This window comes from Agromyces sp. NPDC055520 (assembly GCF_053619715.1).
Map to the genome: position 1 here is coordinate 26,930 of NZ_JBSHJY010000026.1, position 18,864 is coordinate 45,793.

The following is an 18,864-nucleotide window of genomic DNA, read 5'->3' on the forward strand; positions in this document are numbered from 1 at the left end:
TGGCGCCTCCGTTCGATTCTTCGCCGCACCCGTCCGAGTCGTCTTGCACGCTTGTTCACTAGATGACGATGAGCATCCAACATTTGTCCAAATAGATTGTCACTCCCTTTGACGAGACTGACCGGAGTCGCCAATGGAAGGACCGAACGATGTCGACCACCACCTATCGCGCAGGAACACTCGCAGATGTGCGCAACCTGCAGCTGCTCGACGACCGAGCGATCGTCATCGAGGGCGACCGGATCGTCGCGGTCGAGCCGTGGGGCAGCGGTCAGCGGCCTGATGACTACGTCGACCTGCGCGACCATCTCGTTGCTCCAGGCCTCATCGATCTGCATACGCACCTCATCGGGAGTCTCGACCACGGCAGCTCCGCACCCTTCATCACGAAGTCGGCGTCGTGGGCGGCACTCCAAGGCGTGCGCAATGCCGCCGCGACGCTGCGGTCGGGCTTCACGACCGTTCGTGACCTCGGCACGTTCCGCGCCTTCATCGATTGCGACCTCCGCGACGCGATCGATGACGGCATCGTGCCGGGCCCCCGCATGTTCACGACGGGCGGGTACGTCACAAGTTCGACGGGCGGCGGCGAGATCACCGACCTCGTCGGCGACATCCCACTTCCGCCGGACTTCCGCATCGGCGTCGCCGATTCGGTCGATGAAGTGCGTAGAGCCGTGCGTACGTACATCCACGGTGGTGCAGACCTCATCAAGATCATCGCGACAGGCGCCGGCTTCACCGCAGGCACCGCGCCAGGAGCTCCCGAATTCAGCGAGGCGGAGATCCGGGCCGCAGTGGAGGAGGCGGCGCTCTACGGCAAGTACGTCGCGGCTCACGCGCATGGGACGCTCGGCGCGATGCGCGCGGTGCGCGCGGGTGTGCGCACCCTCGACCACGGCTCGTACATCGACGGCGACGAGATCTTCGACCTGCTCCTCGAGCGCGACACCTTCTACGTTCCGACGACGTTCGTCATCAAGTGGGTTGAGAGCCATGGCGCATCCGATTTCCCCGCCGAGGTACGGCGCAAGGTGCACGAGGGGCTTGAGATCTCGATGGAGGCGCTGCGCACAGCCGTGCGTCGAGGTGTGAGACTCGCTTACGGCACCGACGCGATCATCTTCCCGCACGGTGCGAACGCCATCCAGATGGTCGACTTCGCGGAGGCGGGTATGCCGGGCATCGAGATCCTGCGGACAGCGACCCTCAACGCAGCAGACGCGATAGGCACCGAGGAAGTCGGCGCCATCGAGCCGGGGCGCTTTGCCGACTTCATCGCGATCAAAGGCATTCGCGATGCAGATGACGTGCGCGTGTTCCAGAACGTGGATCTCGTCGTCAAAGGCGGTGCCGTCGTCGCGTAGCTGTCGACAGCGTTGAAGCAGTTCGGGCGGGGTCGCTTGTCGGACCCAAACACGATGGAGCGTCCGGCCCAGACACGTCGACCAGACGCAGACAGCGTTGATTCATGAAAAGCAGATCGTTCGTGACTACACGAACGGCAAGGGAATAAGAGGAATCATGCATCGGAAAGACGATGATTTTGACGCGGACGTTCTCGTGGTGGGGCTCGGGCCGATGGGGGCAACGAGCGCTTTGGCTCTCGCGACTTACGGCGTGAGGGTTCATGCCATCTCGCGCCAGAACTGGTTGGCAGCCACGCCCCGCGCACACATCACGAATCTCCGTGCTGCGGAAGTTCTTCGCAGCCTCGGCGTGGAGGAGGAGATCAAGCGCCAGGCGACGCCATGGGAGTCGATGGGCGACACGCTGTTCACGACCTCGCTCGTGGGACCCGAGCTTTTCCGGATGCGCACGTGGGGGACGGGTGATGATCGGTCCGGCGATTACGAGCGCTCCAGTCCCTGCACCATGCTCGACATCCCCCAGACTCTCGTCGAGCCGATACTCGTGAATGCCGCCGGCCGGCGAGGCGCCGCGATCTCGTTCAATACGGAGTATCGGGGCAGCGTCCAAGACGAATGCGGGGTCACCGTCACCCTCGTGCACCGCCTCACCGGCGAGGAGTACACCCAGCGGGTGCGTTATCTCGTGGGAGCGGACGGCGCGAAGTCGCGTGTCATGCAGGATGCGGGACTTGAGGTTCACGGCGTCCTCGCCCGCGCTGGCGCGGTCTATGCGCAGTTCCGAGGGGATCTCAGCTCGTATGTGGCTCATCGGCCCAGCGTCCTCAACTGGATTGTGAACACGGATGCCGCTGTGGGGGAGATCGGACTCGGTCTCTTGCGTGCCGTCAGCCCCTGGGACGAGTGGATCGCAGGCTGGGGGATCGACATCAGCAAGGGCGACCCGGACCTGAGTGTTGAGACCGCAACCGCGAGAATCCGCAGCTACGTAGGCGACCCGGACTTCGAGCCGGAGATCATCTCCATCAGCCCGTGGTACGTCAACGAGGCCGTCGCGCCGGTCTACTCCTCAGGGCGGATCTTCTGCGGAGGCGATGCGACGCACCGGCATCCGCCGTCGAGCGGCCTTGGTTCCAATACGTGCATCCAGGATGCGTTCAACCTCGCGTGGAAGCTCGCCTTCGTGATTCATGGTCGTGCGCAAGCGGGGCTCCTCGATTCCTATACCGCGGAACGCGCGCCCGTGGGCGCCCAGATCGTCGCGCGCGCCAACCAGTCGCGCCGTGACTATGCACCGATCCGTGAAGCCCTCGCTGGGATTGCTGGCGGCATGTCCGGGGTCGCGAAAGCCCGCGCCGCCACACCCGAGGGAGAGACCACTCGTGCAGCCCTGGAGGCAGCGATCGACCTCAAGCAATACGAGTTCAACGCGCAAGGCGTGGAGATGAACCAGCGGTATGCATCCAGCGCGATCATCGAAGACGTCGACGCCGAGCCCGAACTCTTCTTGCGCGACCGGGACTTGTATGCACAGGCGACCACACGTCCCGGGGCGAAGATTCCGCACGTGTGGCTTGTCGGTGCGGACGGTCGCCGGATCTCAACGCTCGATGTCGTCGAGGGTCCTTACCTGACGCTCCTGACCGGTCCGACAGGTTCAGCCTGGGTCGAAGCGGTTGACGAGATGTCCCATCCCGCGTTGCGTGCCATTGTCGTAGGCGGCTCGGACGCCCAGGACCTCTACCTGGAGTGGCAGCGGGTGCGGGATGTTGCTGAGTCGGGCGCCGTCCTCGTTCGCCCTGACGGAGTTGTGGCCTGGCGTGCAAAGACCGGAGTGGGGAGTGCGGCGGCCTCACGCCAGACGCTTACCGAGGTGCTCGAGGCGCTCCTGGGCAGGGCGGCGCGAGTGGTGGAGGCGCAGTGATGGCAACATTGCGTGAGGACTTGATTGCGCGCGCTGCAGGCCGGCTCCTGCTGGCGGCCCGCAATGGCGTGGCCGTCGACCCCGTTAGGGATGAACTGGGCGAGGATCTGGCGGCAGCTTACGAAGTGCAAGAGCGCGTGCTGCGAGCCTCGGAATCGCTGGGGAACCCGCGTGTGGGTCGCAAAGTGGGGCTCACGTCTGAAGCGGTGCAGCGTCAACTCGGCGTAGAGCAGCCGGACTTCGGCGTATTGCTCGCAGGAATGGATGCGACCGGCCTTGGTGAGGTGCCCTCCTCTCGGCTGATTCAGCCACGCATCGAGGCCGAGATCGCGTTCGTGCTCGGCAAGGATGTGTCCGATCCGGCTCAAGTTCTGCACGCGGTCGAGTGCGTCTGCCCCGCCCTGGAGATCGTCGACAGCCGGGTCCGGAGTTGGGACATCTCGATCGTCGATACTGTTGCGGACAACGCGTCCGGCGGGATGTTCGTGCTTGGAGAGAGTCGCCGGCCACTCGCTGACGTCGACACCGTCGCTGTGAAGATGGAGATGCTCATCGACGGCGCCGTGGTTTCGACCGGGAACGGCAGCGAATGCATGGGCGACCCGCGGAGAGCCCTCATCTGGGTAGCGCAGATCGCGCACGATCTGGGACGACCCCTCCGGAGGGGTGAGGTCATCCTCTCCGGGGCGCTAGGCCCGATGGTGCCTTTCGTGCCGGGTGCGACTGCCACCGCGCGCATCTCCTCGCTCGGCACCGTGACCGCGACTGCATCGAAGGAGTGAGATGGGAACCAAAGTAGCAATCATCGGGTCCGGCAACATCGGAACGGACCTCATGTTCAAGGTGATACGTCTGAGCGAGACCTTGGAGATGGCGGCGATGGTCGGCATCGATCCGTCTTCCGACGGGCTGGCTCGCGCGGATCGCCTCGGCATCCCCACTACCCACGAGGGGGTCCAAGGACTCATCGCGTTGGACGGCTTCGATGAGATCGAGATCGTGTTCGACGCCACGTCTGCCGGGGCACACGAACACAACGCCGCCGCCCTCGCTCCGTACGACAGGCTCCTCGTAGACCTCACTCCTGCGGCAATTGGCCCGTACGTGGTGCCGGTGGTCAACCTGGATGCGCACCTCGATGCCGGGAACATCAACATGGTCACCTGCGGGGGGCAAGCGACGATTCCCATCGTCGCCGCCGTATCCCAGCTGGCGCCGGTTCTCTACGCCGAGATCGTCGCGTCCATCGCCTCCAGATCAGCGGGCCCGGGCACACGCGCGAATATCGACGAGTTCACCGAGACCACATCCCGAGCGCTCGAAGTGGTCGGCGGCGCGGCCGTGGGTAAAGCGATCATCGTCTTGAATCCTGCGGAGCCGCCGATGATCATGCGCGACACGGTGCAGGTGATCGTCGGCCGACTCGACGAGGGCGGGCGGCAGGAGGTCGCCGTAGCAGTAAGAGCCATGGTCGACCGGGTTGCAGAGTACGTACCTGGATACCGACTCAAGCAGCCTGTGCAGTTCCTCGATGAGGGTGTCGAGCTGAATCGCCTCGTTCCCGCAGAGTCCCGAGATGGGGAATTCACACGCGTGTCGGTGTTTCTCGAGGTCGAGGGCGCGGCGATGTATCTACCGGCATACGCCGGAAATCTCGACATCATGACTTCCGCGGCAGTGAAGGCCGCCGAGAGCCTCGCGCACGCACGAGAGAAGAAGGCGGCCGTCGCATGACCAAGATCTACTTGCAGGATGTGACCCTGCGAGATGGGATGCACGCGATCCGGCATCGGATCAGGCCGGACGAGGTCTCCCGTATCGCCGGGGCGCTGGATGCCGCCGGGGTCGATGCGATCGAGGTGTCGCACGGCGACGGCCTCGCCGGGTCGTCACTGACCTACGGACCGGGAAGCAACACGGATTGGGAGTGGCTCGAGGCAGCGGCCAGCGCGATCGATCGTGCCGTGCTCACGACGCTCATCCTTCCCGGCATCGGCACCCTCCACGATCTCAAGCGCGCCTTCGATCTGGGCGTGCGCTCGGTGCGAGTGGCGACGCACTGCACCGAGGCGGATGTTTCGGCGCAGCACATCGCAACGGCGCGGGAGTGGGGCATGGACGTGTCGGGGTTCCTGATGATGTCGCACATGTCAGACGCCCCGGCTCTCGCCGCGCAGGCGAAGCTGATGGAGTCGTACGGCGCGAACTGCATCTACGTCACCGACTCGGGCGGACGTCTCACGATGGACGGCGTCCGCGAGCGTGTGCGTGCCTTCAAGGACGTACTCGATGAAGGTACTCAGATCGGCATCCACGCCCACCAGAACCTGTCGCTCGCTGTCGCGAACTCGGTTGTTGCGGTCGAACAGGGCGCGTATCGGGTGGATGCTTCGCTCGGTGGCCACGGTGCCGGCGCGGGGAACACCCCCATCGAGCCGTTCATCGCCGTCGCAAAGCTGTGCGGGTGGAAGACCGGCGCGGATCTGTTCATGTTGCAGGATGCCGCCGACGACCTGGTTCGGCCCCTGCAGGATCGCCCGGTACAGGTCGACCGCGAAACGCTCACGCTCGGCTACGCCGGCGTATACTCCAGCTTCCTCCGCCATGCGGAGCGGGCTGCGGAGACATACGGGCTCGATGCCCGCGACATCCTGGTGCGCGTCGGTGAGAGGAATCTCATCGGCGGCCAAGAGGACATGATCACTGATGTCGCCCTCGATCTTCTCGGGGCGCGTGAAAATGAGGTGCTCGCATGAGCGCAACAGTTCCCGACTACAAGACCGCTTCATTCTTCGGCCTCGAGGATCGCTGGCTCGAGACCGCCCCGGGCGAGCTGACTCACTACCACGAACTCGGCGAGGGGGCCCCGATCCTGTTCCTGCATGGGTCCGGCACCGGGGTCACGGCCGCTGCGAACTGGTGGTTGAATCTTCCCGAGCTGTCGGAGCTCGGACGGTGCATCGCGATCGACACGATCGGCTACGGGCAGAGCGTCGCCGCCGAGGGCGCCGAGTACGGCATCCGCGAATGGGTGCGCCACGCGGTCCGGGTACTCGACGCGCTCGGCATCGAGAAGACGTGGATCGTCGGCAACTCCCTTGGTGGTTGGCTCGCGCTGCAGTTCGCGATCGACTTCCCGGAACGGCTTCTGGGCGTCGTGTCGATGGGCACCGGCGGTGCCAAGCTCACGGGCGCGCTCCAGGGTCATTCCAATCCGGTACTGACGGAGGAAGGCATTCGAAAGACGCTCGAGATGTTCGTGGTCGACAAGTCCCTCGTGACCGACGAGCTCGTGTCGCTGCGGTACCAGTCTGCGCTCAACGACACCGCCTCGGCTCGCCTCGGCGAGGTCGTCGCGGCTCGGGATCGTGACCGAATCGAACTGCCTCTGGATTTCGATGTGCTCGGCGTGCTCGACATTCCGGTGCTCCTCATCCACGGGATGCAGGACGTCGTCATTCCCGTTTCACGCACATGGGAACTGCTTGACATCATTCCGAACGCGGACGCGCACATCTTCAGCCAGTGTGGTCACTGGTCGCAGGTTGAGCGCTCGCGCGAGTTCAACATGGTCGTCGGTCAGTACCTCCGCGCTCACGGCCTCGGCCAGCCGAACTGATCACGATTCCCACGCAAGGAGCACAAGGATGCCGGTAGCACTCGCGACGATGTCGCACAGCCCCCTGCTCGAATACATCGAGCCCGCGCCCGAGGTGAAGGATGCTGTGGATGCGGCCTTTGCCGCGGTGCGCGCGTTCGTCACCGAGTTCGATCCCGATGTGGTCGTCAATTTCGGTCCTGATCACTACAACGGGTTCTTCTACGAGCTGATGCCGCCCTACTGCATCGGCTACGACGCGGTCTCGATCGGCGACTACGGCAGCCAGGCCGGTCCGCTTGACGTGCCAACCGAGCTGGCCAAGCAGATGGCCGAGTACGTGCTCGGCCAGGGTGTGGACTCCGCCATCTCGCTGCGCATGGAGGTGGATCACGGCGCTGTGCAGCCGATGGAGGTCATCTACGGTGACATCGGGGCAAAGCCCGTTATCCCGGTCTTCATCAATTCCGTCGCTGCGCCGTTTGTACCGATCGGTCGTATCCGCGATCTCGGGCGCGCGATCGGCGATTTCTTCCGCGATCGCGACGAGCGTGTGCTGTTCCTCGCGTCCGGCGGGCTCTCCCACGACCCTCCTGTGCCGCGCATCGCGACGGCGACTCCCGAGCAGCGCGCGCAGTTGCTCGGCGGCGGGCGGCACCTCACGCCCGAAGCGCGCGATGCCCGCCAGCAGCGCGTTATCGCCGCCGCTCACGCGTTCGTCCGCGGCGAATCCGGCATCAAGGAGCTCGCGCCCGAATGGGATCAGGAGCTCATGCGGATCCTCGCCTCCGGCGACCTCTCGCCGCTGGACGCGTGGAGCCCGGATTGGATGACCGAGGTCGCCGGCAACAGCTCGCATGAGGTACGCACGTGGATCGCCGGATACGAAGCGCTCGCGGCATCCGGTCAGTACGCCGTGGAGTTCTCCTTCTACAAACCGATCAGGGAGTACATCGCGGGATTCGGCGTCACGTTGGCGCGTCCAGCCGCCTGATCGCTGTGACGTGGCATCAGGCGCGGCTTTCTCGCGGCGACTGAAGGCCCAGATCCTGGACCGCCGCAAACAAGCGCTCAGACCATCAAACGGTACTACCGGCACGCGAGCCCTGAGGCGACAGGGTCAGCCCACGACACAAGAGAAGGACAGACAGAGATGGTTATCGAAATCGAATGCAGCCGTGACCTGACTTTGGACGTGGTTCGAGAAGTGGCATGGAAAAGGGCGGACATTCGGCTCTCGCCGCAGGCTCTGGAGAGGATCAGCGGTCGGCGAGAGCAGTTCCTTGACTTCGTCAACGCGAACCTGGATCGGCACCTGTATGGCATCACGACGAAACACCACCTCGGCGCCAAGATCGTCATGGCGGAGCACGACCGAAATGAGTACGCAAGACGGTTGCCGGCAACACCGGCCAGCGTCGGCCCGGGGCTCCCGGAGCGTCTTGTCAGGACGATCGTCCTGGCCCGGTTGAGCGACGTACTGAACGGAACGGCCCCACTCAGGACAGACACACTCCGCAGAATGCTCGGCCTGCTAGATGGAGAGATGCCGTTCGTTCCCGAACGCGGCAGTGGTGAGCCGGGCGACATCATCCCTCTCGGCCACCTGTTTCGAGCGACTCTCAACGGGACCCTCGAGCTGGGCGAGGGAATGGCGGTGGTGAACGGATCACCAGTGGCCTCTGCGGCGCTCGCTGACGCAACCATCGCGCAAGGAGATCGGCTCCGCGCGGTCGAGGCGATCTTTGCACTGTCTGCTGAAGCGGTCCTGGCACCCCTGGGTCACTACGACCAGCTGTTAGAGACAGCGTGGCTCGACGAGCATCAGGCAACGACCGTGGCACGGTTTCGTGAGTTGCTCGAGGGCGGCGCGACGGTGCGACTGCAGTACCAAGCGCCGGTATCGTTCAGAAGCGCGCCGAGAGTGGTCGGGTGGGCGCGGAGGGTAGTCGCAGAGGCGGAAGTCGCGGCAACGTTGTCCCTGCAGGCGTCGTCCAATAACCCGATCTTCGTGGGTCCTGACCTACGTCCTCCAGTGGGGCAGATCGTCCCCAATGGCGGTTACCACAACCCTTGGGCCGCGCCGACCATGGATGCGATCGCGCGTTCGTCGGCCGACCTCGCACAACTCGCAGCGGCGCAAGTTTCTCGATTGTGCGACTTGCCTACTGGCTTGGCTGCGACGGAGCCCGAGCATGAGGTCGGTCTCCTCTACCACACTGCTTTTGGATGGGCCGAGGAAGCGCGAGCCGCCGCTCAGCCATCGTTTATCGGGCTTGGAGGGTCGCCGCAGACCGATACGGGTACACCCGATCTGTTGGCTTGGCGTCACGCGCGAGAAGCCGGCGAAGCACTGGACGTGACTCTCGCGGTACTCGCCGTCGTGGCAGCGCACACGATCACGCGTACGGACCGCCCAGTTCCTACCGCTCTTCAGTCGTTGATGGGGCAGATCCTCAGCGCCTTCCCGGTGGGAACCAGCCCGATCGACTTCGGAATCTGCCTCACCAGCGTCCGATCCCTGATTGATGACCAGACGTTCGAAGGCCTCGTGTGAACGCGCCGACTTCGTCACGCTGAACCGCCCCGCACCTTCATCGACCCGATCGCGCGAGGCGAGGCATCCGATCTCGTCTGGTCACGAGTCGCCCTCCTGGAGCTCGAAAGGTCACCGGAGAGCGCGGAGGTATCGGCGACGGGCGATCAGCTGAGCGATGCGAAGGAGCGGGTAGAGCGCTCGCCACGGTTGCTGCGGCGCCGGGCGCGTGAGCGATCGGATGGTGAGGAACACGTCCTCGCCGACGCGGTGGACGATGAATGCTTCCTCGCCCGCGACGGGGTGGCCTGGAAGCGTTCGGTACGAGAACCCCACGCGTGATTCGGTCGCGACGACCGTCGCCACTTGGACGGGCTCGTGGATGGTGATCCCGGCCACTCGAGTTGTGATCGTGACCTCCGTGCCGGGTGAGACCGGTCGCGAGTCGGCAACAAAGAACCCGCTGCGGGTCTTCACCTTCCAACGAAGGACATCGCGTGCGACGCGTTCCCAGACCTCGCCGCCGCCGACCCGGGTCGATACCTCGGAGCGACGATACGGACGGTGCCCTCGCCGTCACGGCTGAACGAGTGCTCGTGATGGAACGACCGGAACGGACCGTGGGTCTGCTCGTCGACGAACCGGGTGGGTCGCTCGAGGGCGGTGATCTGCGAGGTCATCGTGAACCAGATCCCGAAATGCCTCGCACGCCAGGTCACGGTCTCGCCGAGTCCGATCGACCCGCCGGTTACACCGCCGATCGCGCGCTCATCGGAGTGCGCCATCGACGCCAGGTGCTCGTCGATGCTCAAGGACACGTCGAACAGCTGCTCGACCGGAACTGCCGTTCGAGTGACGATCGCAAAGGAACTGACCACGCATCGATCCTCTCAGGCGCGTCGCTTCCGACCCGCCATGGGAACGGCGATCGAGATCGTTGCTCAGACGCGTCCGATGGCGCGGGATCATGCGGACCTCCGCACGCTCGAGCGCTCGGTAGACGCGGAGAAGCAGGCAGCGGCGATACCCTGCCGATGTGCGCGCGTTCGAGGTCGATGAGCGGGATTCATCCTGGGAGGATCTCAGTGCCCGATTCCGGCTCTATCTCTTCGATGGACCCGGGAACGCGGTGACCACGCTCGACTTCGTCGACGCCCAGATCCACGATGTACTCGAGGCGGCGGCATTGGCGGGCAAGGACGGGAAGCTGTGGTCGATCGCGCTCGTCGTCGAGAAAGCGGACCTGGGTCGCGGGTTGGTCTGGCTCTCCGGAATGGACTACAACAGCACGCCGACGACCGCGGCGGAGTGGCGAATGCGCGCGACCATGCAGAACCGATACCTCATGGCCAAGTCGGCGCGGGGAGAGCCTCCGCTGCTCCCTGATGGACGACGCGTGATTCGAGTCCTTCCCGACCACGGCCACCGGTGGCCGCTGTGGGAGAGCTTCACTGACCAGTACTCGATGAAGCCGTCCGACTATGGCATGTCGCACACGCTCGCCGACGGCCTTTGCGCGTGGTACGACGACTGGGAGCGTGGTGGCATCGACTGGGAACCCGACAACACCTGGCTCGAAGAAGGCCGGCGCCTCGTCGTGCTCATGCGCCAAGAGGTGGGAGCCTTCGCCGAAGTCCGACCGGAGTTCGATCGCTGAAATCACCTGGCCTGCACGAGCAGCCCGAAGCGACCCGTCGCGCCAGACGCACGGTCGGCGATAATGTCAGCGTGGAGTCCGATGGCCGCGGCCGAGTTGCGACACCGGCAGCACCTACTTGGCGAAGCGGTTCAAGGATGTCGTCGGCGTCACGCCGAAGCGGCTGGCACGCAGCTACCGCTTCACCGCCATGGTGTTGGCGATCGACGTCGCCGCACCTGTCGACTGGGGCGAGGTCGCCGCCGGCTCTGGCCCCTTCCGGCGGATTGAATTCTCACAAGCGCGACCGCTCACGACACACGAGACTTGGACTCCGAACAGAGGAGGAACCCATGGGCAAGCTAGTCATGAATGCGTCGGTCTCGGTGGACGGCTTCATCGCGGCTGAGAACGACGATCCCGGCCCGCTGTTCGAGTGGCTGGTCAGCGGTGACGTGCCACTCGATGACAGCGGCGTGCTGAACGTGTCGCAGGCGTCATACGACCACATCCGGCCCTACTGGGACGAGATCGCGGTGACGATCGCCGGGCGCCACGTCTTCGACCTCACGGACGGCTGGGACGGAACGCCGCCGAGCGGGGTCGATCATGTCGTCGTCGTGACGCACCGGCCGGCGCCCGAGGGCTGGGACTCCACGGCGCCGTTTCGCTTCGTCGACGGCATCGAGGCGGCAGTGAGCACGGCGAAGGAGCTCGCGGGTGACCGCACGGTCGAGGTCGCGGCCGGCGACGTCGGCGGCCAGATGCTCGCCGCGGGCCTGGTCGACGAGGTGCGCATGGATGTCGCACCCGTCGTGCTCGGGTCCGGCAAGCGCTACTTCGGCTCCGTCGACTCGCAGCACCTGCTGGAAGACCCGGACGTCGTCGTTCAGGGCAGCCGGGTGCTGCACCTGCGCTATCAGGTGCGCCGTTCGGTTACCGGCTAGCGGGTGCGTCGATGGGCCGGTATCGCATGGCGACCGCCCCTGACCGGAACTCGTTGCGGTCGACGAGTTCGAGCTCGATGCGCTCGCGCAGACCGGCGAGCAACGTCGGCCCGTGCCCGGCGAGTACGGGCTGCACGACGAACTCGTACTCGTCGATCAGTCCCAGATCCGCCAGCGCCAGCGGGAGTGTCACGCCGCCCACCCACAGGCCCTCGCCCGCCTCCTGCTTGAGCCGCTCAACCGCCGGCCCCACGTCGCCACCCACCAGCTCGGCATTCCAATCGGCCCCGCTCAGCGTGCTCGACACGACGTACTTCTTCGCCCGGTCGATGGCTTCGGCGAACGGGATCTCCCACTCGCTCATCCAGCCGGGCCATGTGCCCGTGGCCGGCTTCCGCCACGCCGACTCCATCATCTCGTAGGTCACCCGGCCGAAGAGGAGGGCATCGGCTCGCTCCATCTCAGCGGTCCAGAAGCGCATCGACTCCTCGTCGGGGGGCAGCCCCGCCTCGTGATGGCAGCAGCCGTCGAGCGTGACGTTGATCGAGTATCGAAGTGGTCTCATCGCGTTGCTCTCCTTTGATGCGCGCCGTGCATGCATGATGCGCGCCCTGCATGCACCGGACCGGTACTGAGACGACCGCTGGCGCCGTTTCGCATGGGCGCCCCGAACGCACCCACTGTAACGCCGTGATGCGAATCGGGCCGCAGACCGAGCGCGCCCCACTCAGCTCTCGAGGCGTTCATGGCCGCTGAGAAGTTCGCAGCAAACTCTCGGACTGCCTGACGCGGTCGGGCCTATGCTGATGCCACAGCCTGGGTCGTGAGGGTCCGGGGTGTCGACGAAGACGCCGGCAGACTCGTTGACCCCACGTACCGGGGCAGACTTCAGCTACCGGCTCGGCGATCTCGCCGCGGAGTACCCACCGGCACGCCGGCCAGAGCATTGCCGCCTGCGCCTGTCGCGCCGAGCGCCCGCTCGTCGGCGAGCACGAACTCCATCACCGCGTCGAGCGTCGCGTCGGCGCGCAGCACGCGGTTGTGCCCGAGCCCCTCGGTCGCAAGCAGTCGCGCCTGCGACGCGTTCGCCTCGAGCAGCCGCTCGGACTCGGTGAACGGCACGCGCCGGTCGCCGCGGTCGTGCACGAGCAGCAGCGGCATGGCATCGGGCAGCGGATGCCGCACCGCCGAGTAGCGCTCGAACGGGTCGGGCCTCCCGGAGAAGACGCGATCGGCGAACCGTGCCGCGAGGGCGTCGCGGGTGACCGCGTCGAGACCGAGCAGGTCGCCGAACCCCTCGACGAAGACCCGCGGATCGGCGGCCCCGGCGATGCCGACGACCCGGGTCGTCGGCACTCCGCCCTGCGCCGCCACGAGTGCCGCGAGGGAGCCGAACGAGTGGCCGACGAGCGCGTGCCACGGCCCCTCGCGGCGAGTGAGCTCGGCGATGACGTCGAGGTGGTCGACGAGGTACGTGCGGCGGCCCGGCGAGTCTCCGTTCGCCGGCGCGTCGAAGGCGAGTACACGGAATCCCTCGCTGCGGAGCTCCCTCACGAGCGGCCCGAACACACTCGCGCGCGATTGCCACCCGTGCGCGAGCAGCACCGAGCGCTCGCCGGCGCCCCACTCGTAGGTGACGACGTCGACGCCCGTACCGCGGATGCCGGGGATGCGCACGGTGCCGCGTCGGGCCGATCGGTGCGTCGCGAGGTCGGTCGCGGCGACCGGCGTGCGCCGGCCGACCCGCATGAAGAGCGGCAGGGCGAGGGCGGCGCCGAGCTCTGGGGAGACGCGCGCTGCCGTACGCACTCCGGTGGCGATGGCGGATGCTGCTGCTGACACGGGTCTCTCCTCGAACAGGGTCAAATCAACAATACGAACGTTCGTACTGATAATTTACAGACGATCGTGCGTACAATCAAGGCATGATCGAAACCGACGGTCGGCGGCTGAGGGGCGAGGCTTCGCGACGCCACGTGCTCGACTACGCCGTCGATCTCGCCTCGATCGAGGGGCTCGACGGCCTCACGATCGGGCGTCTCGCCGAGGCCGCCCACGTCAGCAAGAGCGGCATCGCGAGCCTGTTCGGCACGAAGGAGCGCCTGCAGCTCGCCGCCGTCGAAGCGGCCCGGCTACGTTTCGTCGAGAGCGTCATCGAACCGGCACGGGTCGAGCCCCGAGGCATCCGTCGTGTCGTCGCCCTGCTCGACGGCTGGCTCGCCTACTCTCGCGGGCGTGTCTTCACGGGTGGATGCTTCTTCGCCGCGACGACCTCGGAATTCGACGCCAAGCCGGGGCCCGTGCGCGACGCGCTCGCCGCCGGCCTGGCCGGATGGAACGGCTACATCGCGGCTTCGTTCAGCTACGCGATCGTGCAGGGTGAGGTCGGCGCGGGGGAGGATCCGCAGCAGTTCGCCTTCGAGGCGACCGCGCTGCTCGACGCCGCGAACATGCGGTCGCTGCTCGGCGGTTCGAACCAGCCGTATGTGCTGGCGCGCCGTGCGCTCGTCGCACGGCTTCGGGCCGCCGGAGCCGACGACGCGCTGCTCGCCCGGCTCGCGGACGTCGACGACCTCGCCGCCTGACTCAGCTCTCGATCACGAGCGCCAGCGAGGTGTCGCCGCACGGCACGACGAGCTGTGCGCCGGGTAGGCGCACGGCGTCCACCCGGGGCGAACCCGCACCATCGTTCACCCAGGCCTCTTGGCGCAGGGGCGCGAGCGCGTCGGAGAGGCCGTCGAGGCGCAGCAGCGCGCCGGTCGCGCGCCGCGAGTCGGTCGAGGCGACGATACGTCCCGAGGCGTTCACGAGCGTGCACGGATGCTCCGCCTCGCGGATCACCGGCAGCAGCTCCTGCTCCATGCGCGCGACGTACGCATCGGTGCCGACGAGGCCCACCATCTCGCCGGCCAGCCGCACGGGCGTCGTGATCGTGACCGTGTAGTCGTCGGTGCAGAGGTAGTCGACGTACGGGCCGGTGAGGTGGCGCGTGCCGGTGCGGGCGGGCACACGCCACCACTCGAGGCTCGTGTAGTCGCGGAACTGCTCGGCATCGGGATCGTTCACGACCTCGAGGCGGCGCACACCTCCGTCGGGGCCGGCGCGGAACGTGTTCGAGCCGCTCAACCACCAGGCGAGGTGCCAGGGGTCGACAGCGAGGAAGCCGGGCGCCGCCACGAATCCGGCGCCGGTGATGCCGGCGCTGGGATGGTCGAGTGCGGGCCGCACGAGTTCGGCGACGAACGCATCGAGCTCGTCGGAGTTCGGCGCGGGCGACCGGGCGAGCCTCGCCTCGAGCGTGTCGCGCCACCCGTCGATCAGGGCGAACACGGGATCGATCGTCGAGGCGACGCGCTGCGCGATGACGTCGACCGCGGCGGCGGCCGTGGGGGTCGCGGTCATGAGCGGGCTCCTTCCAGTGCTTCGTTGCCTGAGGATTCTGTTGCCGGTCGAGGGTCGGTCACGTATGCCTCGAGCCGCTCCTTCTCGTCGATGAGCCAGTCGACGGCCCCGGCGATGTGCTCGGTCGTCACCCGACGCGCCCCAGCCGGGTCGACATCGTGGATGGCCCGGATCACGTCGAGACGCGCCTGCCTGCTTCGTTCACGATACTGCGGTTCGCGCAGGCAGAGCCAGAGCAGCGTACCGCTCTCGGCCTGCAGGCGCAGCTCTTCGCGCACGAGTCGAGGCGATTGGCTGACCGCCGCGATCTCGAGCTGGAATCGGCCGACGGCCCGGCGGGCGCCGCCCGGCGTCGAGAGGTCGGAGCGCGCGTCGATCGCGACGAGGTTCGCGAGGTCGTCGTCGCTGGCCCGGTCGGTCGCGACCTCGGCGGCCATGCCGGCGATCGCGGCGTAGTGCAGTGAGATGTCGCGCAGTTCGATGCGGCTGAGTGCACGCAGTCGGCCGTCGATCACGCGCACCGAGGCATCCCGATCATGGGTCACGAAGCTGCCGCCCTCGCGGCCGCGCTTGGTGTGCACGAGGCCCTTGTCTCGCATCGAGAGGAGCGCCTCGCGGGCGGTGACGACCGCGACGCCGAGGTTGCGGGCGAGTTCGGACTCGCTCGGCAGGCGCTCGCCGTCGCGCAGCACGCCCGCGACGATCGCGTCGGTGAGTCGCTGCTCGACGAGCTCGGCGCGCCCGGCGGCGTCGAGCGGTGAGAAGACGACCGCGCGTGTGGCGTCGGCGCGGCCGGTGGCGTGTGGCATCCGTCCTCCAGGCGTCGGTCGATGACGGTGTGACGACCGTAACACGAGGGGTTGACTTTTACATCTGGAGCCATATGATTCATTATCATCTGGCGCCAGATGATTGGCGAGCACATCGAAGGAGATGTCCATGACCACCCCGCAGCCGGCAATCCGCCTCACCGGACTCACGAAGGAATTCGGCGCGGTGACCGCTGTCGACCACGTCGACCTCGAGATCGCCCCCGGCGAGTTCTTCTCGATGCTCGGCCCGTCGGGGTCGGGCAAGACCACGGTGCTTCGCCTCATCGCCGGCTTCGATCAGCCCACGAGCGGCATGATCCAGCTGTTCGGGCAGGATGTCACGAAGCGGGCGCCGTTCGACCGCGACGTCAACACCGTCTTCCAGGACTACGCGCTGTTCCCGCACATGTCGGTGCTCGAGAACGTGGCCTACGGGCTGCGGGTGCGCGGCATCGGGAAGCGGCAGCGGAACGAGCGGGCGATGCGCGCGCTCGAGTCGGTGCGGCTCGAGCAGATGGCCGATCGAACACCCGCACAGCTCTCGGGCGGCCAGCGCCAGCGCGTCGCACTCGCGCGGGCCACCGTCGTCGAGCCGAAGGTGCTGCTGCTCGACGAGCCGCTCGGCGCGCTCGACCTCAAGCTGCGCGAGCAGATGCAGGTCGAGCTGAAGCAGATCCAGCGCGAACTCGGCATCACGTTCATCTTCGTGACGCACGACCAGGAGGAGGCGCTCACCCTCTCGGACCGCATCGCGGTGTTCAACGCCGGTCGCATCGAGCAGCTCGGCACGCCGGCCGAACTCTACGAGAGCCCCGCCTCGCGATTCGTCGCCGACTTCGTCGGAACCTCGAACCTCTTCGACGAGCAGCGCTCGATGGCACTGATCGGGCGCGAGGGGCACCACTCGCTCCGGCCCGAGAAGATGACCGTGAGCGCCACGCCCCAGAGCGGGCCCGGCGTGCACAACGCACCCGGCACCGTCGTCGAGGCGATCTACCTCGGCAGCGGCGTCCGCATCGTCATCGACCTCGATGCCGGTCTTCGCGTCAGCGTGCTCGAGCAGAACGTCCGCGGTCGTCTGCACGACGACGAGCGCGGCGACCGGGTCGTCGTCTCGTGGCACGAAGACGACGTCGTGGCGGTGCACGGCGCGCCGATCGGGGCGCAGAACCCCACGCCGACCGCGGCGGTGGGCGCCATGTTCCCCGGCACGTCCGGCTGAGACATCCATTCGTCTGTCAACCCACTGCACCACCCATCGACTTGCCCATATCTTGACGAATTCGGGCACGTCGGCAACCAGGCTTCACCAAGAGAAACAAGGAGAGAACCATGATGCGAATGCGGAATGCGCGACGAAGCGCGACCGTCGGACTCGCGATCGCCTCGGTCGCGATGCTCACGGCCTGCGGCACCTCGGGCGGCGGCGGTGGCGGCGGCGAGGCCGCGAAGGAGCTCGGCGAGATGGAAGGGCAGGTCTCGATCCTCGCCTGGCCCGGCTACGTCGAAGACGGGTCGAACGACCCCGCGGTCGACTGGGTCAGCAGCTTCGAGGAGGCGACCGGCTGCGAGGTCACCTCGAAGACCTACGGCACTTCCGACGAGGCCGTGAACCTCATGAAGTCGGGCGAGTACGACGTCATCGCCGCCTCGGGCGACGCGACGCTGCGCCTCATCGCCGCGGGCGACGTCGCCCCGGTCAACACCGACCTCATCCCGAACTACGAGGGCATCTACCCCTTCCTGAAAGACCAGGCGTGGAACTCGGTCGACGGGGTCTCGTACGGCGTGCCGCACGGGTACGGCGCCAACCTCCTCATGTACAACACGGAGACCTTCACCGAGGCTCCGACCTCGTGGGACGTCGTCTTCGACAAGGCCGATGCGAACGCCGGGCAGGTCACCGCATACGACTCGCCGATCTACATCGCCGACGCCGCGATGTACCTGATGGCGCACCAGCCCGAGCTCGGCATCGAGAACCCCTACGCGCTCGACGAGACCCAGTTCCAGGCCGCCGTCGATCTGCTGAAGGAGCAACGCGCCTCCATCGGCGAGTACTGGTCGGACTACCTGAAGGAGATCCAGGCCTTCCAGTCCGGCGACTCCGTCGTCGGCACGACGTGGCAGGTCATCCAGAACGTGCTCGAGTCGGAGGGCGCGTCGACCGCGGTCACCCTGCCCGACGAGGGCGCCACGGGATGGTCCGACACGTGGATGATCGCCTCGAACGCGAAGAGCCCGAACTGCGCCTACGCGTGGCTCGACCACATCGCGAGCCCCGAGGCGAACGCCGCGGCGACCGAGTACTTCGGCGAGGCGCCCTCGAACCAGGCGGCGTGCGATTTCCGCTCCGAGGGATCGTGCGAGGCCTACCACGCCGGTGACGAGGAGTACGCCTCGCAGATCTGGTACTGGACGACCCCGATCGCCGAGTGCGTCGACGGTCGCACCGATGTCGAGTGCGTCGACTACTCGGCCTGGACCCAGGCCTGGCAGGAGATCAAGGGCTGACACCCGAGCCGGGGGGCGGGGGCCGCGCCCCCCGGCCCCCCACCCCCGCCCGCCCCCGCAAGGACCCCCCCAGGCCCCCCCCCCGCCCCGGGGGGTATAAAACAAAGAGCCCGCCGCCGAAAGGG

General features: G+C 66.7%; 18 protein-coding genes and 1 pseudogene. 13 read left to right on the top strand and 6 right to left on the bottom strand.

Features of this window, described 5'->3' with window-relative positions; genetic code table 11:
- The first annotated feature begins 149 nt into the window (after window positions 1-149).
- The 8 genes from ACWGST_RS11530 (at window position 150) to ACWGST_RS11565 (ending at window position 9,449) form a co-directional block, all read left to right on the top strand.
- Window positions 150-1,367, top strand: a complete 1,218-nt coding sequence (locus ACWGST_RS11530) for an amidohydrolase family protein (protein WP_452046806.1) — start codon at window positions 150-152, stop codon at window positions 1,365-1,367.
- 97 nt (window positions 1,368-1,464) lie between these two features.
- On the top strand, window positions 1,465-3,294 hold the full coding sequence (locus tag ACWGST_RS11535) for an FAD-dependent monooxygenase (protein WP_452046807.1): 1,830 nt from the start codon (window positions 1,465-1,467) through the stop codon (window positions 3,292-3,294).
- Complete coding sequence (locus tag ACWGST_RS11540) at window positions 3,294-4,076, top strand: 2-keto-4-pentenoate hydratase (RefSeq protein WP_452046808.1); 783 nt, start codon at window positions 3,294-3,296, stop codon at window positions 4,074-4,076. The genes ACWGST_RS11535 and ACWGST_RS11540 overlap by 1 nt, the downstream gene beginning before the upstream one ends.
- 1 nt (window position 4,077) lies before the next feature.
- A complete protein-coding gene (locus ACWGST_RS11545; protein ID WP_452046809.1) occupies window positions 4,078-5,028 on the top strand; it encodes an acetaldehyde dehydrogenase (acetylating) in 951 nt (316 codons plus the stop codon).
- Window positions 5,025-6,050, top strand: coding sequence for a 4-hydroxy-2-oxovalerate aldolase (gene dmpG, locus ACWGST_RS11550; protein WP_452046810.1), 1,026 nt, complete (start codon window positions 5,025-5,027; stop codon window positions 6,048-6,050). The genes ACWGST_RS11545 and dmpG overlap by 4 nt, the downstream gene beginning before the upstream one ends.
- Complete coding sequence (locus ACWGST_RS11555; protein WP_452046811.1) at window positions 6,047-6,913, top strand: alpha/beta fold hydrolase; 867 nt, start codon at window positions 6,047-6,049, stop codon at window positions 6,911-6,913. Before dmpG ends, ACWGST_RS11555 begins: the two co-directional genes overlap by 4 nt.
- Before the next feature lie 28 nt (window positions 6,914-6,941).
- Complete coding sequence (locus ACWGST_RS11560) at window positions 6,942-7,886, top strand: 3-carboxyethylcatechol 2,3-dioxygenase (protein ID WP_452046812.1); 945 nt, start codon at window positions 6,942-6,944, stop codon at window positions 7,884-7,886.
- A gap of 159 nt (window positions 7,887-8,045) precedes the next feature.
- A complete protein-coding gene (locus tag ACWGST_RS11565) occupies window positions 8,046-9,449 on the top strand; it encodes an aromatic amino acid lyase (protein ID WP_452046813.1) in 1,404 nt (467 codons plus the stop codon).
- Between the two features lie 111 nt (window positions 9,450-9,560).
- Here the strand turns inward: ACWGST_RS11565 and ACWGST_RS11570 are convergent.
- Both ACWGST_RS11570 and ACWGST_RS11575 read right to left on the bottom strand, forming a co-directional pair.
- Window positions 9,561-9,926: pseudogene (locus ACWGST_RS11570) on the bottom strand (DUF1990 family protein); the annotation flags it as partial.
- Complete coding sequence (locus tag ACWGST_RS11575; protein ID WP_452046814.1) at window positions 9,902-10,306, bottom strand: SRPBCC family protein; 405 nt, start codon at window positions 10,304-10,306, stop codon at window positions 9,902-9,904. The pseudogene ACWGST_RS11570 and the gene ACWGST_RS11575, both read right to left, overlap by 25 nt.
- 158 nt (window positions 10,307-10,464) lie before the next feature.
- On the opposite strand from ACWGST_RS11575, the gene ACWGST_RS11580 reads away from it, so the two are divergent.
- Both ACWGST_RS11580 and ACWGST_RS11585 read left to right on the top strand, forming a co-directional pair.
- Window positions 10,465-11,085, top strand: coding sequence for a hypothetical protein (locus ACWGST_RS11580; RefSeq protein ID WP_452046815.1), 621 nt, complete (start codon window positions 10,465-10,467; stop codon window positions 11,083-11,085).
- Between the two features lie 332 nt (window positions 11,086-11,417).
- Entirely contained in the window at window positions 11,418-12,011 is a 594-nt protein-coding gene (locus ACWGST_RS11585; RefSeq protein WP_452046816.1) for a dihydrofolate reductase family protein, read from the top strand.
- Here the strand turns inward: ACWGST_RS11585 and ACWGST_RS11590 are convergent.
- Together ACWGST_RS11590 and ACWGST_RS11595 are read right to left on the bottom strand one after the other, a co-directional pair.
- Window positions 12,001-12,576: a dihydrofolate reductase family protein gene (locus tag ACWGST_RS11590; protein WP_452046817.1), complete on the bottom strand. Its 576-nt coding sequence runs from the start codon at window positions 12,574-12,576 to the stop codon at window positions 12,001-12,003. The two genes, ACWGST_RS11585 and ACWGST_RS11590, sit on opposite strands and share 11 nt — an antisense overlap.
- A gap of 323 nt (window positions 12,577-12,899) precedes the next feature.
- Window positions 12,900-13,853, bottom strand: coding sequence for an alpha/beta hydrolase family protein (locus tag ACWGST_RS11595; protein ID WP_452046818.1), 954 nt, complete (start codon window positions 13,851-13,853; stop codon window positions 12,900-12,902).
- An 83-nt stretch (window positions 13,854-13,936) separates the two neighbouring features.
- On the opposite strand from ACWGST_RS11595, the gene ACWGST_RS11600 reads away from it, so the two are divergent.
- Entirely contained in the window at window positions 13,937-14,596 is a 660-nt protein-coding gene (locus ACWGST_RS11600) for a TetR/AcrR family transcriptional regulator (protein WP_452046819.1), read from the top strand.
- A 1-nt stretch (window position 14,597) separates the two neighbouring features.
- Here the strand turns inward: ACWGST_RS11600 and ACWGST_RS11605 are convergent, their stop codons facing one another.
- Both ACWGST_RS11605 and ACWGST_RS11610 read right to left on the bottom strand, forming a co-directional pair.
- Complete coding sequence (locus ACWGST_RS11605; protein ID WP_452046820.1) at window positions 14,598-15,413, bottom strand: PDC sensor domain-containing protein; 816 nt, start codon at window positions 15,411-15,413, stop codon at window positions 14,598-14,600.
- Window positions 15,410-16,222: a FadR/GntR family transcriptional regulator gene (locus ACWGST_RS11610; RefSeq protein WP_452046821.1), complete on the bottom strand. Its 813-nt coding sequence runs from the start codon at window positions 16,220-16,222 to the stop codon at window positions 15,410-15,412. The genes ACWGST_RS11605 and ACWGST_RS11610 overlap by 4 nt, the downstream gene beginning before the upstream one ends.
- A 130-nt stretch (window positions 16,223-16,352) precedes the next feature.
- On the opposite strand from ACWGST_RS11610, the gene ACWGST_RS11615 reads away from it, so the two are divergent.
- Together ACWGST_RS11615 and ACWGST_RS11620 are read left to right on the top strand one after the other, a co-directional pair.
- Window positions 16,353-17,447 carry an ABC transporter ATP-binding protein gene (locus ACWGST_RS11615; RefSeq protein WP_452046822.1) on the top strand — a complete coding sequence of 365 codons (1,095 nt, stop codon included), beginning with the start codon at window positions 16,353-16,355 and terminating at the stop codon, window positions 17,445-17,447.
- A gap of 110 nt (window positions 17,448-17,557) precedes the next feature.
- Window positions 17,558-18,739, top strand: coding sequence for an ABC transporter substrate-binding protein (locus tag ACWGST_RS11620; RefSeq protein ID WP_452046823.1), 1,182 nt, complete (start codon window positions 17,558-17,560; stop codon window positions 18,737-18,739).
- Window positions 18,740-18,864: the final 125 nt, after the last annotated feature.